Source organism: Terrimonas ferruginea DSM 30193, assembly GCF_000425585.1.
Lineage (GTDB): Bacteria > Bacteroidota > Bacteroidia > Chitinophagales > Chitinophagaceae > Terrimonas > Terrimonas ferruginea.
Map to the genome: position 1 here is coordinate 70434 of NZ_AUDS01000021.1, position 14214 is coordinate 84647.

A 14214-nucleotide genomic window follows, 5' to 3' on the forward strand; every position below is an offset into this window, starting at 1 on the left:
TAATGCTTAAAGTTTATATTTTCTATAGTCGCTCAATAACCGGTTGTAGAATTTCTCATGTTCCTCGGTCAATGCAGGATTAATCTTGTTCCATTCGTCAAACATCGCACGCAAATAGGTTTGGTACAACGCAGGACGTTTGCGTTCAAGTTCCTCATGCAGTCTTCCCAATTCTTCGATGCGGCTGGTCTTTTCCCTGATGACCCGGTTGTCTTTTTCATGAATAAGACTCAATTGTATCTTGTGACGCTCGAGGTATAATTCCTGCGTTTTAGCAGGTATCGCATCATGTTCTTTCAAAAGGTGCGCAGTTCTTTGTTCGGCGAGACTGCGGCCAAGCTGCTCCAGCGTTTTTGCTTTGGAACTCGGCTCAAAGGTATTGCGGGTCTGACAGGCGGGACAAGTTATATAAGTGGTAGTGAAATAAATTTTTTCAATAACGAGAGGACTTCCGCATTGGATGCAGGCGAATTTATCCCTGATGGCTTCGTACTCGTCGAGTATCTGCTGGTATTTTGCTTCGTAGTTTTCGGAGTAAGTCGCCTCTACCTGGCCGCGGTAGTAATTCTTCAATTCATCCAGTTGGTTGTAGCGGTCGTAGCAATCGTTTCTGAAATCGTAATAAGCCGTGGATAATGCATGATCATTGGTGGTAAAGCGAAAATTGGTGATCTTCTCTTCTTTTACTTCCAGCGCTTTTTTCTGAATACTGTCCAGTTGTCCGAGTACGGCGGCTTTCATGCGGTGATAGGCGCGCTTGTATTCATCTGTGTCGGTATTGTTCAATTCAGTTAATTCGGGAAGAGAGGCTTCTGCAAACTCCTTCATCTTTTGTTCCAGCTTTCCGATGAATGCAAAAAATCGTTCCCTGGTTTCTTCCATTTCCTTGATAGCGGCAGTGGCTTCGTTGTTTGTTGCCTGGTTGCTGAAAAGTCCAAACATAGTCAGGTGTTTTGAGAATTATCTTCTTTTTTCAGGTTAATGCCATCGGTAAGTTTGATGGAAAGGAATTCGAATCCGCAGTAGGCGCAATGTGTGAGGCCATCTTGTTTTGCACGGCCGGCACCGCAATTGGGGCAGGCGCGCACATTTACTTTTGCCTCTTCTCCGGTAAACTCGCCGCCGTAATTTTTTTGTTCTTTCGCCTTTTGTTTCATCCGCTCCAACAATGAAAGCGGTTTCTTTTCTGCTGACATAGCCTTTATAGTTTATCGATGAGTTCTGCTTTTTTGGCTTTGTATTCCGTTTCATCAATAAGGCCGTTTTCAAAAAGCGATTTCAATTGCTGTAACCGGCCTGCAATATCATCTGGTGGTTTCTGCTGTGGCTGGTTTAGCAGGATACCCATGGCCATCGCATTGGTGGTGGCTTCGTTGATTGCCGTTCCTTTTTCACCGATTGCCTGCGCAGTATTGAAGCGTGTGTATTTCTCCATGTCACTCACCATGTTCATGTTGGTGATCTTGTCGTAATGCGCAGCCACTTCTTCCGGCAGCGTGACGCTGGTGATGGTAAACGTCAGCAGTTCGATCCCAAACTGTGCAAAGTATGGCCGGAGGAATGGTTCGATTTTCCTGCCCAGTTCGGTTACGTTACCGGCCACATCTGTTACGGAAATATTATGCTGCGCCAGTACTTCTCCGAATTTGGGCGCGATAAAATCCCGCAGTTCGTGTTGCAGTTCGAAGATGGTAAAGGTTTTATAAGAGCCGGCGTATTGCCTGAAAAAGGCGGCGATATCGTTGATGCGGATATCGAAGGTGCCGAAAGCGCGCACGCGCACCTGTCCGAATTCCGGATCGCGCATCATCACCGGCGCAGGCGTTCCCCATTTATTGTTGACGAACTGGCGGGTATTGATGAAATAAATATCTGCCTTGAAAGGGCTCTTGAATCCGTGTTTCCAGCCTTTGAGCCGGCTCAGGATGGGGATGTTTGCGGTTTGCAGCGTATGCAGGCCCGGCTGAAAAACGTCGGCAAGTTGTCCTTCATTAAGAAACACTGCCACCTGTGATTCACGGACGGTAAGTTTAGCACCGTTTTTAATTTCCTTGTCTTCATCTGCATATTTCCACATCAGCAGATTGGGATCGGGAGTAGTATCTTCTATGATCTCGATGAAGGGAGCATTCATTAGCTGTACGGTTTACATGGTTGGCTGTTGATGATCAGGAAAGGATCAAAAGGACAACAACGAACGTAATGCACTTTTTCAAATGCCATGGCAGCCGTTCCGGTATTGTCTTTTTGCGACAAGATCGAAGACAATTTTAGTGCCACGCTTCAGATAACGTGTTGATTATTTGGTTAATTATCGCCGCAAAAGTGATTCGGGGCCGGGCGACTAAGGATTTACCATTGGTTTGGGTGAGAAGATTTTTGAGGAGCGCTTTTTTAATTAGCAGAAGGCTGATTACAATATTTTTTAAACCAATGTGTTTGATCTTCTTCAGGAATTTCGTCCCATTCCATAATACCTGACTTTCTTTTTCCGTGAGCTGTGAGTCGAAATGGCATACCGTCATTGGAGTTATCAAAGCAAAATACCTGATAAGACAATCCGACTGCTTTGTTTAAAAGCGCCATCGATCGAAAATACCTGCTCTCAATTTTATCCTCTGGAACACTATGCCCTCCTTCCTTTACACGCAGAGCAACACGATACTTGTTAATATCTGGAGAATCCGTCGACACGAAATAAAGATAAACTTTGTATCCAGCATCTGTCGCCTCACGCATTATATCCAAATTAGATTCATGGGAAAAAACGGTTTCAAAAGAAAAACGCCTTTTTAATCGTAGCATCTGGCTTCGTAAAAATCGGGCTATAATCTGGGCAGTTCTATCAATCAGTTTAATATCCAGAAGGAACAGCTTAAAGCCATCTATCACAAATCCCGATGCAAAATCATTTAAAGATTTCGCGTCAGCCATGAGTCCTGAATCACGCGCAAATGTGACAAGTTGGAACGCGTTTGGTTTTATCGAGTACGACAAAAAAGAAAAACGCCCGTTTCTGAGCGCTTTTGCAATATCATCTGCATTAATATAATATCCGAAATCGATTTGCTTGCCATTTTCCTCCTTTGCTTTAATATCTGTGATAACAGTGCTTTTACCTGACCCGTTTGGCCCTGCAAATACCCGCATCCGTAACTGAGGTTGTTTGAAAAAATTCTCCATTTACTAGCGCTTGGGTTAAACCAATTTTGACAGTTTCTCTACTCTGCCATCCTTAAATTTTTTCACAACCCAACCGCCTTCGGATACCACTACATATCCCATTACCTCCATAGCATTTTTTGCAGCCCGACGCCCAGCAGCTTTTGCTGTAGCCACAACCATTCTTTTGGTCAAATACGCATAGCCGTCAGACGTTGTATACTTATCGATATTTGAAGATTTATTCTTCCGCATAGCCAAATTTACAACTTTTCCTATCGCTGGCATTCATAAAAAAGTTAATCCTCACATCATATAATAACTACCACCCGCTACCATTTTCGGCGGTACCTCCTGCCCTGTCATCTCCAGCATATTTCGTTCGATGGTGGCCGACAACGTAGTCATCGGCGTATCGGTCGGTTTGTTTTCAAACGGATCCTGCATCAGGATGGATGTCTGCTCGATGGCAATGAACAATACCGGTATCAGGGTCACCAAAAACATTTCAACAAAAACGTTATTATCATCCAGGCCAAAAGGCAATATGGTCATCAATACATAGATCAGGAAATGTATTAGCAAACTATACGACCGGGGAAATACGGTGCTCTTGATGCGTTCGCAGCGTCCCATGGCATCGGTCAATCGCTGAATGGTGCTGTCGAGCTGCACCTGCCTGTTGGCATCCATGGCATACTTTGTGGTGATCGCAGACAATTCTTCCGCATGACGTGTAAGCAGCAGGTTGGGGATGTTTTCACCGGCAATACCCTGTTTAGCACAATAGTCTTTCACCCTGTCCGTCATTTCCAATTTGCGGAGCGTATTCGCTAAGGCATAACACCACATCGCCTGCCGCTCTACAAAACTTTGTATGATATATTGCTTTTGTTCGTCCGCCGGAAGGAACTGTTGCAATTGCCGGATCAATGTCCGGCTGTCGTTGACAATCGCGCCCCATACCACGCGTGCTTCCCACCAACGCTCATACGACTGCGAGGTGCGGAAAGCCAGTAACAGGGAAAGTAAAGTGCCGACCAAAGCCGAAAGGGCGAACGGGATGGTAATGTTGGAGAAAAAAGAAATATGGTCCAATATACCGACCACTATGGCGTAACATAAAATGGCGGCGGCGTCCCAAATGATGAGTTTTAGAAAATAAACGATCGAGATCCTTTTTTTGATGAGCATATATACGACAGGTGGTTTGAATGTCTATACTCAATTTACGCAACCCGTATGCCAATTCAAATTCAAAAGTAAAAAGTCAAAATTCAAAAGGCAAAAATCTTAATGGTCAATGGTGAGTCCTTTTATTCCCTGGTTCGTGTATACACGAACCAGGCTGTTGGACTTCACTGGCTTAAAACTTATTACTGAAGGCGACCCGTTCACTTTTCCATACGGAATTAAAGTGGCAGAACGCCTGAGGTCAAAACTAAAAAGGCCAATCAGCAGGGAGTTCGCCGCTGACCTCCCTCCTTACCTGCTATCTGACTGCAGGAAGTCCTTCACTATTTTTGCCGTAAAGGCTATCATTTCCTGGTCGACATCATCGGATTCAAGTGATCCTATGCAGGCACCATGCGTGCCGGGCATGATCACCAATTGCGAACCTGGTATCAGCTCAGCCATTTTCAAAGCATGCCCGTTCTTTATCACGTCCAGGTTGTTGTTGATGATCAATGCCGGTGAGTCGATCTGCGCCAGCAATTCATCGGGGATGTCTTTGAAATGTATCATCCGCTGCCGGTCTTTTTCGAATACATTTTCCAGCGCTTGCTGATCCGGGTTAACCGCCAGGAATGCATTTCTTAAAGATTCGGGCATTACTTCCAGCGTGACGTTGGCCATTCCTTCGAAAAAACCATCCGGTAAACCCGATCGCTTGTAACAACCTGCGGCCAGTACCAGTTTGCCGGCTACCGAGGGATGACGGATGGCTATCTGCATCGCCGTAGTAGCTCCATTGCTAAAACCAAATATGGCAGCGCGTCCGATACCGAGCGATTGCAACAAACCCGCCACATCATCGGCATCTTGCTCAAAACTCTCCGGCTGATCGCGGTCGCTGGTCCTGCCGTGTGCCTGCAATTCCATCGCGATAGTTGTAAAGTTGGGGGAAAGCAGGGGAAGTATCCGTCCCCAGGTACTGTCTATTGTAGAACCACCACCGTGAATCAGTACCAGCGGTTGTCCTTTACCTTGCTTTTCATAATACATGCGGATGCCCGCTATTTCTTTATAGCCTGTTTCCATAAATTAAAAGTCAGCATTAAAAATTCAAACACCGAAGATTAGTACAATACCTCTGTACAATAATATAAAAACCAGACGAAGTCTTAAAGCCCGGATACGGACAGGCCAAAAATCCCGACCGGCAACGCCGGGGAACTTTTATCTTTAGATTTGAGCAACCGGTAATTGTTGGTGTGGGTGTCTTTATTGTGGATGCAGTGAGAAGAACACCAGAGCGGCGAAACATTACAGGTTGTGAACTTTTTGAATTTTTACTTTTGAATTTTGACTTATTATGGCATTCACCTCTATCGACACCTATATCGCTTCATGCGCAGCGGAACATAAAGAAGGACTTGAACAAATGCGCCAGATCATCCGCAAAGCCGCACCCAAGGCGGAAGAGGTGATCAGCTATGCCATGCCCACATTCCGCCTCAACGACAGAAACCTGGTCCATTTCGCGGCCAATAAAAATCATATCGGTCTCTATCCCGGGCCGGGTGTTATCGAGGAGTTTGCTGCCGAAACCACCGCTTACAATGGTTCCAAGGGATCCATCCATTTTCCTTACGACAAAGCGCTTCCCAAAACGCTGATCACCCGCATGGTGAAGGCGGGGATCCGGCGCAATGAAGAGCTGGCCGCCAAACGTGCGAAAAAATAACGTCTTATAGCATGCTCGTAGGGCAGGCATAGGCCGACAGCCTGAACCGGCCACTTGCTTTTATCGCGTTCAATCCGCCTTGCACATCGACCAGGTTGTTGTATCCGCGTGCTTTCATCAGCGAAATAAAAATCATCGAACGATAACCTCCGGCGCAATAAACATAGCAGGTTTTGTGGCGATCAATAACATTTACCGCATCGTTGATATAGTCAAGCGGGCTGTTTTGGGCACCGATCACATGTTCACTTTCGTATTCACTTTTTTTCCGCACATCAAGCAGTCCTGCATCTGCAGGCAATTCAGTGGCTGGCACCGAAGCGATATGTTCAATCGGTTTACCTGCCCTTTTCCAGGAATCAAATCCTCCCTGTAAAAAGCCTGTTACGTGATCCAGCCCTACCCGGCTTAACCTTATCACCACTTCTTCTTCCGTGCCGGGTTCCGCCACAATTAATAGTGGCTGATTTATATCCGGGATCACTGTGCCGGCCCAGGGAGCAAATGATCCATCCAACCCGATGCTGATGGACCCTGCGATGAATCCACACGCAAATGTCTGCGCCGCACGCGTGTCAATTATCCATGCTTTCGTATCACGGGCTGCTGCTTCAAATGCGTCGGGTGATAAAGCCCGCAATGCTCTTTGCCTGACTGCCTCGCTATTTTCATAACCGCGGATATTCATCAACACATTGGAAGGAAAATAAGCCGGCGGTTCGGTCAATCCGCTGGTTACTTCTTTGATGAACGCTTCTTTGGTCATATCGGGACGTAAGGCATAGTTCGTTTGTTTCTGATGTCCCAGGGTATCGCTGGTTTCACGGCTCATATTTTTTCCGCAGGCACTGCCGGCGCCATGCGCCGGATAAACGATCACGTCGTCCGGCAGGGTCATGATCTTGTTGCGCAGTGAATCATACAACAATCCCGCAAGCCTATCCTGCGTCAGTTCGGCTTTTAGTTTTTGTGCAAGATCGGGACGGCCAACATCTCCTATGAACAAGGTGTCGCCGCTGAACAAGGCCACTTCTTTACCCTTCTCATCGATAAGGAGATAGCAGGTACTTTCCATGGTATGTCCGGGTGTATGCAATACACGGATCCTGCTTTTTCCCAATGATAACTCCTCGTTGTCTTTTGCGGCATAAAAAGGAAAGGCAGGTGCCGCTCCCGGACCGTACACGATCGTGGCGCCTGTCTGGGCTGCAAGGTCAAGATGACCGGAAACAAAATCTGCATGAAAATGCGTTTCCAATACATAGCGGATGCGGGCATTGTTCCGCGCAGCCATCTCCACATAAGTGGCTGTTTCGCGTAATGGATCGATAATGGCGGCTTCTCCGTCGCTTTCGATGTAATAAGCGCCCTGGGCCAGGCAGCCCGTGTAGATCTGCTCTATCTTCATCGCATTCATTTTAATCAGCAAAAATGCGGGAGATATACGGGGCTGCCCATGACGTTGATCACGCTGCGGGCTAAATTTTCTCAGTTGGAAAAAACGAGTTCGCGGAGAAGGATGTAAATTCCCATGGCCAGTACGAACCAGCCGAATGCCTGGCGCAATCTGCGTGCGGGGACATGTTGCGCAATGGCATTTCCGGTAAATACGCCAACGATGGCAATACCGGTAATGGTTAATAAAAGGGTCCAGTCGACGTGGTGCCGTGCGGGATCGACAAAAAAACCGATCAGTGATTTAACGGCAATGATGAGCAGGGAAGTGCCGATGGCCGTACGCACGGATAATTTTCCCAGCAACACCAATACGGGAATGATCAGGAAGCCGCCTCCTGCGCCTACCATGCCGGTCAATGTACCCTCGGCCACTCCGGCCAGCATCAACAGGAAATCAGGTGCGGGTAAATCGGTAGGCAAAGCTTCTGCGGGGCGTGTATTGCGGATCATCGATATCGACGCGATCACCATCAATATGGCGAAAACGATCAGCAACAATAATGGTTTGGTAACAATGAAATCACCTATCGATGTGATCTGGTAGGGAACAGCCGGCAATAACCACACGCGGGCGGCAAAAACCGCCGCCAATGAAGGCAGGCCAAAGAAAAATGCAGTGCGGAGATTGACCTGTGCAGCACGATACTTCGGATAAACACCGGCCAGACTTGTAGCGCCAACAATAAACAGGGAATAAGCCGTTGCGGTGACCGGCTCCACATTAAAAAGATAAACCAGTACGGGAACGGTCAGAATAGAGCCTCCGCCGCCGATAAGTCCCAGCGAAATGCCAATGAAAAGCGCGCCTGCATAGCCAATCCATTCCATATCCCGCGCAATGTAGTTTATTACCGGGAAAAAATTAACGAGTGTTCGGTTTGAATCAGCTTTTCGTTTCCTGTGTCAGCAGTTTTTCTTCTATTACCTGCTTGAAAATATGTTTGGGAAATGCGCCGGGTTGCATCATCGGATCGGCCCCTACGGGAATGAATAAAAATGTGGGAATACTGCGGATACCGAATACTGCTGACAGTTCCTGTTCTGCCTCCGTATCAACTTTGTAAATAACCAGGCGGCCTTCGTATTCTTTCGCCAGTTCTTCGAGTACCGGTGCTATCTGTTTGCAGGGGCCGCACCAATCGGCATAAAAATCGACGATGGCGGGCAGCGGCCCGTCGTATTGCCAATCTTTATCGGTCGTGTAATCGAATATCTTTTCTTTGAATGCCGCTGTATCCAGTTTAATCGTATTCATAAGGAAATGATTGATGAATAAAAAATGTTCAGGCAATGCAGGGCTACCACAAATTCAGTATTGTCATCGCTCATTTACCACCTTAATTTTATCCGGAACGATACGGTAGTCTTCTTTTCATTTTCTTTGCTCACACTGCCGCTAAAAATTACGGGTGGCATTTTTATGCCGCCCATTATTCTTTGACACTGATGGTAAAAGGCGATGCGGGTAATCCCTGATCATTAACCAGGTTGGCACCTGCCGGATTGTCGGCCCACGCATAACGTACCGTAACCGGAAGTGAAATAGCCGGATGCCACACTTCCAATTGCTTTCCCCTGATGCTTGTTTCGGCCACGACAAAACGGCCATCTGCGCCTGCTACGGTAACATAACCAACAATCTTGCCATCCGTGGTGCGTAGTCCTTTTCCGGCACGGTCAAAATTCACCCATAAATGATTTCCTTTCCGGGTAACGGATAGCGGCAATGGTCCGCTGCTGAGCAGTTTCTTTTCTCCATAGGCTACCCTGCGTGCTTCGAGTGCCAGCCGCTCTCCCACTTCGCGTTTGCGTAGCGGGTGAATATCATTCCATTCACCCAGATCGATGGCCACGGCCATGCCGGTATTCGGTATTTCAAGTGTTTCCAACTGTGACTGTCTTGTTGCGGCCCAATTGCTTTCAGAGGGCGCGGGTTTTGCCTCCATGTAATTCGCAAGTTGCACAAACAGGAACGGCATGGCGGGTTCGTTTCTGCGCCGGCGCCATTCAGCGATCAGGGTCTTCATCAATTCGCGGTACTCCGCGGGTTTGCCCGTATTGGCTTCACCCTGGTACCAGATCACTCCTTTTGCGGCGTATCGCTCGAGTGGTGCGATCATGCCATTATACAGTCCACCCGGCTTCCAGCGGACAAAAACCTGCGGCGCTATGGGTTGCATCTCTGCGCCTCTGCGGTATTGCCAATAACCACGCAACTGCAGACTATCGCCATCGAGTACCAATGCATACGGTTTATCGGGAATCCAGCCACCTTTGGCACCTGAATTAATGATGCGTACCGTAATGGTATTCCATCCTTCCTTCAATAAACCCTGCGGCAGTTCATAGCGGCGAGGCGGATACTGGTAACCGGTGGTGCCAGCGAAACGGCCATTGACAAAAACAGAATCCGCATCGACGATGCGTCCCAAGATCAAACGGGCCGGTTTGTTCGCCTGAGCGGCGGATAAATAAAGTTGTTTCCTGAACCAGGTAGATCCGTTTCCCTTCCAGGGAAAATACCCCGGTACCTCTATGGAATCGGCCCAGGGCGTTGTGCTCCATTCATTTTGCCACTGCCCTTTTATACCGGGGTCAGCAGCATACAACAAAGCGCTCCATTCACGTTGGTTAGCAGTATTGGCTGTTTCAACGGCATCGATGAGGCTATCGTTTTTGAAACGTTGTAATTCTTCGTACGGCTTGGGAAAAGCTTTGAGTTCGGTTTCGCTGATCCATGCCTCTGCCGGAGAGCCGCCGAGTGCGGTATTGATCAATCCTATGGGAACACGATAACGTTTATACAAATCGGCGGCAAAGAAAAAACCAACGGCGGTGAATGCATTCAATGAGGGACCCTGTGCTTTTTGCCAACTGCCACCGGCCAGATCCTCTTCCGGTTTTTTAAAATTATAGCGGTCGGGCACTTCGAACTGTCTGATAGCGGGATTCGCCAACTGCGCAGGCAAGGAACCATAAAAATCCTGCACACGATACAGCGGCAACTCCATGTTGGACTGGCCGGCGCAAATCCATACATCGCCGAACAAAACGTCTTTCACCACTATGTTATTGGTACCGGAAAAAGACAACTCAAAAGGTCCACCGGCGGGTTGGGCAGGAAGGGTTAACATCCATTTACCATCCTTACCGGTGATGGCGGTATAAGTAGTCTTTTTGAAAACGAGTGATACCTTTTCGCCGGGGGAAGCATAGCCCCAAAGCCGGGCTGGTTTATCTCGCTGGAGGATCATGCCGTCGCTGATCAGGCAGGGTAGCCGGATCTGGGCGGAAGTCTGCAGGAAGGCTGTCAGCAGGGTAAGAAAAAGGGCAAGCCGGTTAAACATAACTGATTCAGGTTTAATTATGCAATCGGTTTAAATCTACGGCTTTTTTCTGGTTTGAAAAGAGTGGGACTTCAAGAAACAGGCAGCCAGTTCCTGCCAGGAGCCGGCCTCGAAGCCGGGATGGATCCTTTTGGCAATAAGGTCGTAAACGGCCGCAGCAGAATATCCGTGCGTGCGTAAATACTGTATAGAAATGGAACCTGCGGATTTTGACAACTTCTCTCCTTCGCTGTTGAGCAAAAGCGGATGATGAAAAAAGGAAACATGCTGCAACGGATGATCGGGCATCAGGGACGATAAAAAAGACTGCGCCAGCGTGGAATCGAGCAGGTCTTGTCCGCGAACGATGAGATCGGTTTGGTAGAAAGTATCGTCGGCGAGGCTGCTGAGTTGATAAGCGGCTTTGCCGTCGCGGCGGCGGACAATGAAATCGGTCATGGCTACCGGTAAGGTGGCGGTGGTCAATGAGCCATCGATATTGTGGAAACTGACAACGGGTTGATCACCCGTAACAATACGCCAGGCTACATTGGGCGCATCGGGATCGAGATTTTTATGGCGGCAGGTACCGGGATAGGCTTCATAACCGGCCAGTTGCTTGCGTGAGCAATTGCAGGCGAAGAGCAGGTGTCGATCGCGGAGAGATTGCAGGCGTTGGTGGTAAAGCGGTTCGCGAAGCAACTGCGAAAAATGGTTCTGAAAATCGCCGGCATCGCGCGGGCCTTCGTCGTAAGGAATACTGAGGAATGCCAGCGTATCGAAAACATCCTGCAGGTAACTTGTTTGAACGCGTTCGTGATCGAGATCATCGATACGGAGAAAAATGGAGGCGTTGGTATGTCGCGCCAATGCGGCGGTGAGGGCGAAAGAAAAAATGTTGCCCAGGTGCAGGAAGCCGCTGGGTGTGGGCGCGATGCGGGTGCGGGCGAAGTTGTTTTGTATGGTGGATGGAAATGCCAGGATGCAAAAATCGGGAAGGAAGAAATGGGAAAATAAAAAACGCAGATTTTTTTTGTGGGGAAAGCTTTGTCCCTATATTTGCCGCCTGAAAACGCAAACAATCATTGAGTTGTACGTTTTGGATCGGTAGTTCAGTTGGTTAGAATGCCGCCCTGTCACGGCGGAGGTCGCGGGTTCGAGTCCCGTCCGGTCCGCAGGAAGCTTCGAAGAAATTCGGGGCTTTTTTGTTTTTGGCACAACAACAATGGCGAACCCATTCCATTTCTGACGGCCCACTTCAACAAACCGAAGATCTGTAACTTTAAAATCGAAGCAGGATTATATCCTTTTTTAAACCGCTGGGGTTGCGCCTGCTTTTGAGCAGGTGGAAAGTACTACACACGAAAGCAAGAATATATATATCAACCATGCCAGACATGCCATTTGATTTTATTAAAATACATTTCTCTGACAGATGATAACAAGAACGAAATACTGGATTCAAGCAAGTCCTCTCCGTCATCACGCAATTACCAGGCGGTTCTTTATTGTACTAAAAGTTCCGCAAGGAAATCATAAACGCTCCACAACATTCCGATACCCTCTTCCAATAGGAATAGATACCCCCTGCACTTCAACCGATTCCGCTGTGTAGGATTCCAGTTTATTAACTGAAATGATAAATGAACGATGAATCCGTTTGAAAATAGCCCCTGGCAAAAGATCCTCTATTTCATGCGTACTCATCCTTGATATAAGTTCCTTTTTTTCAGTAACTACTTTTATATACTCGCGCTGACTTTCAACATACAAAATCTCAGAGAACAAAACCCTGACTTTTTTCTTTTGCACAGTGAGAAATAAGTAATCCCTGGCGTTACTCTTTTCAGGGGCAAGCCGGCTATTGTCATAAGCCAATTTAACCTTGTTGATGGCCATTAAGAAGCGCTCAAATTCTATAGGCTTCAGGAGATAGTCCGTTACATTCAGGTCAAATGCTTCTACGGCATACTGGTGATAAGCAGTCGTAATAATAACGGCTGGTTTGGGGGAGAGGGTATTCAGAAAAGCCATCCCTTTTAGTTTAGGCAGGTGAATATCCAAAAAAATCAATTGTACGTCATTGGTGCGCAACCAGTCCGTCGCCAGTATGGCATCTTTAAAACGGCCTTCCAATTGCAAAAAAGGCACTTGCGCAACATAATCCGCCAGTACTTTAACGGCCAGCGGTTCATCTTCTATTATTATGCATTTTATTTCAGGCATTGCTTGTCAGGTTGATTCTTAGTGTTGATATAAATACCGCGTTCTCCCGCCCCACGGACAAATCATAATCTTTATAAAGCAGTGCTAACTGCCTGCGTAAATTAGAAAGTCCGATATTTTCCTTCATTGGCTGTGCGATTGCCGTTTCTTCTATTGAGTTTTTTACGGTAAACATTAATTGCCCTTGTTTTACAGTAAGATAAACTGCTACGAATGGCTTATTTCTCGTTTCTGAAACCCCGTGCTTAAAGGCATTTTCCACCAATGGAATGAGCAGCAAAGGCGGCAAAACTTGTTTTAAATTCTCCACATCGGCCTCGACCATAATAAGCAGCGACTCGTCGTAACGGAGCTTTTCCAGCGCTATATAATCATCAATTATCCGCAATTCTTCCTCTATGGATATCAAACCTCCGCCGGTTTCATACAGCATAAAACGAAGAATTTTAGATAGCCGCAAAATCGATTCAGGAGCCAGGTCGTTTTTATCTCTTGCTAATGAATAAATATTATTAAGTGTATTAAAAAGAAAATGAGGATTGGTCTGGGCTTTCAGATAGTTTAGTTCAGCTTCTTTTTTTTCAATTCTCAATTGATTGTTTTTTTCTCTAAGCCGAATGTTGTTGTATATATTCCGCACTATTGCAAAAAAAACAACGCAGGCAACGCTGAATTGGGAATGGACCGCCACCCCCTTCAAAAAAGACAGCCCGGGTGTATAATCCGCGTAAATGCCTGATTGTATCCATAACCAGCGCCAACCATACAATCCGAAGGAATAAAAAAAGATAACGGCAAACAGGAAGAAAAACGCCCGTTGATTATTTTTACACGGCCACTTGAATAACCGTAGAATTTTCTCAAACAGCATGCAGTTAAGTACGGTAAGATAGCTCACCAATATTATACTGTTGATCGCTCTGCGAATAAAAGTCTCCCGGTATCCCAAAAATTCACCAACGGAATACAACATCAAAAACCCCAAACCCGTAAGTAGGTAAAAATTCAGCCGCCTGCTATCTAAGTTCCTTTTCATTGTCCGATTTACGTTTAAAAATACCCAAAACGGTTCATTTGATTAAAACCGCCTACGAACGTCACTTTATCGTCAACAGACTGCACAATTATGTAAAG

General features: G+C 46.9%; 16 protein-coding genes and 1 tRNA gene. 3 read left to right on the top strand and 14 right to left on the bottom strand.

Annotation, left to right across the window (positions count from 1 at the left end):
- Positions 1-6: 6 nt before the first annotated feature.
- The 7 genes from H608_RS21740 to H608_RS0108645 all read right to left on the bottom strand — a co-directional run bounded on the left by H608_RS21740 (position 7) and on the right by H608_RS0108645 (position 5424).
- The gene (locus H608_RS21740) at positions 7-942 is read right to left on the bottom strand and encodes a hypothetical protein (RefSeq protein ID WP_051268146.1); all 936 of its coding nucleotides are present in this window, start codon (positions 940-942) and stop codon (positions 7-9) included.
- Positions 943-944: 2 nt separating this feature from the next.
- Positions 945-1196, bottom strand: coding sequence for a hypothetical protein (locus H608_RS0108615; RefSeq protein WP_038007871.1), 252 nt, complete (start codon positions 1194-1196; stop codon positions 945-947).
- A gap of 5 nt (positions 1197-1201) precedes the next feature.
- Positions 1202-2134, bottom strand: a complete 933-nt coding sequence (locus tag H608_RS0108620; protein WP_028787326.1) for an SPFH domain-containing protein — start codon at positions 2132-2134, stop codon at positions 1202-1204.
- A 260-nt stretch (positions 2135-2394) separates the two neighbouring features.
- Complete coding sequence (locus H608_RS21745) at positions 2395-3183, bottom strand: ATPase (protein WP_155990099.1); 789 nt, start codon at positions 3181-3183, stop codon at positions 2395-2397.
- A 15-nt stretch (positions 3184-3198) separates the two neighbouring features.
- Positions 3199-3450: a hypothetical protein gene (locus tag H608_RS0108635; protein ID WP_028787327.1), complete on the bottom strand. Its 252-nt coding sequence runs from the start codon at positions 3448-3450 to the stop codon at positions 3199-3201.
- 18 nt (positions 3451-3468) lie between these two features.
- Positions 3469-4356 (bottom strand): bestrophin family protein, encoded by an 888-nt coding sequence (locus tag H608_RS0108640; protein WP_028787328.1) that lies wholly within the window; start codon positions 4354-4356, stop codon positions 3469-3471.
- Positions 4357-4647: 291 nt separating this feature from the next.
- On the bottom strand, positions 4648-5424 hold the full coding sequence (locus H608_RS0108645; RefSeq protein ID WP_028787329.1) for an alpha/beta fold hydrolase: 777 nt from the start codon (positions 5422-5424) through the stop codon (positions 4648-4650).
- 274 nt (positions 5425-5698) lie between these two features.
- On the opposite strand from H608_RS0108645, the gene H608_RS0108650 reads away from it, so the two are divergent.
- Positions 5699-6070 (top strand): iron chaperone, encoded by a 372-nt coding sequence (locus H608_RS0108650; protein WP_028787330.1) that lies wholly within the window; start codon positions 5699-5701, stop codon positions 6068-6070.
- 4 nt (positions 6071-6074) lie between these two features.
- On the opposite strand, the gene H608_RS0108655 is transcribed toward H608_RS0108650, so the two are convergent.
- From H608_RS0108655 to H608_RS21750, 5 genes are all read right to left on the bottom strand, one after another.
- A complete protein-coding gene (locus H608_RS0108655) occupies positions 6075-7478 on the bottom strand; it encodes an MBL fold metallo-hydrolase (RefSeq protein WP_028787331.1) in 1404 nt (467 codons plus the stop codon).
- A gap of 80 nt (positions 7479-7558) precedes the next feature.
- Entirely contained in the window at positions 7559-8356 is a 798-nt protein-coding gene (locus H608_RS0108660; RefSeq protein WP_028787332.1) for a sulfite exporter TauE/SafE family protein, read from the bottom strand.
- Between the two features lie 55 nt (positions 8357-8411).
- Complete coding sequence (trxA, locus tag H608_RS0108665) at positions 8412-8783, bottom strand: thioredoxin (protein ID WP_028787333.1); 372 nt, start codon at positions 8781-8783, stop codon at positions 8412-8414.
- A gap of 175 nt (positions 8784-8958) precedes the next feature.
- Entirely contained in the window at positions 8959-10875 is a 1917-nt protein-coding gene (locus tag H608_RS0108670) for a sialate O-acetylesterase (RefSeq protein ID WP_051268148.1), read from the bottom strand.
- 36 nt (positions 10876-10911) lie between these two features.
- On the bottom strand, positions 10912-11766 hold the full coding sequence (locus H608_RS21750; RefSeq protein WP_342664846.1) for a glutamate--tRNA ligase family protein: 855 nt from the start codon (positions 11764-11766) through the stop codon (positions 10912-10914).
- Here H608_RS21750 and H608_RS24755 point away from each other — a divergent pair.
- Complete coding sequence (locus H608_RS24755; RefSeq protein ID WP_245565741.1) at positions 11713-11871, top strand: hypothetical protein; 159 nt, start codon at positions 11713-11715, stop codon at positions 11869-11871. The two genes, H608_RS21750 and H608_RS24755, sit on opposite strands and share 54 nt — an antisense overlap.
- An 84-nt stretch (positions 11872-11955) precedes the next feature.
- Positions 11956-12029, top strand: a tRNA-Asp gene (locus tag H608_RS0108685).
- Positions 12030-12387: 358 nt separating this feature from the next.
- On the opposite strand, the gene H608_RS0108690 is transcribed toward H608_RS0108685, so the two are convergent.
- Entirely contained in the window at positions 12388-13080 is a 693-nt protein-coding gene (locus tag H608_RS0108690) for a LytR/AlgR family response regulator transcription factor (RefSeq protein ID WP_028787335.1), read from the bottom strand.
- Complete coding sequence (locus H608_RS0108695) at positions 13073-14116, bottom strand: sensor histidine kinase (RefSeq protein ID WP_028787336.1); 1044 nt, start codon at positions 14114-14116, stop codon at positions 13073-13075. Before H608_RS0108695 ends, H608_RS0108690 begins: the two co-directional genes overlap by 8 nt.
- Positions 14117-14214 lie beyond the last annotated feature (98 nt).

Bases quoted from the DNA above. Each gene is read 5' to 3' on its own strand.
- H608_RS21740 (WP_051268146.1), bottom strand. From the start codon at position 942: ATGTTTGGACTTTTCAGCAACCAGGCAACAAACAACGAAGCCACTGCC.
- H608_RS0108615 (WP_038007871.1), bottom strand. From the start codon at position 1,196: ATGTCAGCAGAAAAGAAACCGCTTTCATTGTTGGAGCGGATGAAACAA.
- H608_RS0108620 (WP_028787326.1), bottom strand. From the start codon at position 2,134: ATGAATGCTCCCTTCATCGAGATCATAGAAGATACTACTCCCGATCCC.
- H608_RS21745 (WP_155990099.1), bottom strand. From the start codon at position 3,183: ATGGAGAATTTTTTCAAACAACCTCAGTTACGGATGCGGGTATTTGCA.
- H608_RS0108635 (WP_028787327.1), bottom strand. From the start codon at position 3,450: ATGCCAGCGATAGGAAAAGTTGTAAATTTGGCTATGCGGAAGAATAAA.
- H608_RS0108640 (WP_028787328.1), bottom strand. From the start codon at position 4,356: ATGCTCATCAAAAAAAGGATCTCGATCGTTTATTTTCTAAAACTCATC.
- H608_RS0108645 (WP_028787329.1), bottom strand. From the start codon at position 5,424: ATGGAAACAGGCTATAAAGAAATAGCGGGCATCCGCATGTATTATGAA.
- H608_RS0108650 (WP_028787330.1), top strand. From the start codon at position 5,699: ATGGCATTCACCTCTATCGACACCTATATCGCTTCATGCGCAGCGGAA.
- H608_RS0108655 (WP_028787331.1), bottom strand. From the start codon at position 7,478: ATGAAGATAGAGCAGATCTACACGGGCTGCCTGGCCCAGGGCGCTTAT.
- H608_RS0108660 (WP_028787332.1), bottom strand. From the start codon at position 8,356: ATGGAATGGATTGGCTATGCAGGCGCGCTTTTCATTGGCATTTCGCTG.
- trxA (WP_028787333.1), bottom strand. From the start codon at position 8,783: ATGAATACGATTAAACTGGATACAGCGGCATTCAAAGAAAAGATATTC.
- H608_RS0108670 (WP_051268148.1), bottom strand. From the start codon at position 10,875: ATGTTTAACCGGCTTGCCCTTTTTCTTACCCTGCTGACAGCCTTCCTG.
- H608_RS24755 (WP_245565741.1), top strand. From the start codon at position 11,713: ATGTCGCGCCAATGCGGCGGTGAGGGCGAAAGAAAAAATGTTGCCCAG.
- H608_RS0108690 (WP_028787335.1), bottom strand. From the start codon at position 13,080: ATGCCTGAAATAAAATGCATAATAATAGAAGATGAACCGCTGGCCGTT.
- H608_RS0108695 (WP_028787336.1), bottom strand. From the start codon at position 14,116: ATGAAAAGGAACTTAGATAGCAGGCGGCTGAATTTTTACCTACTTACG.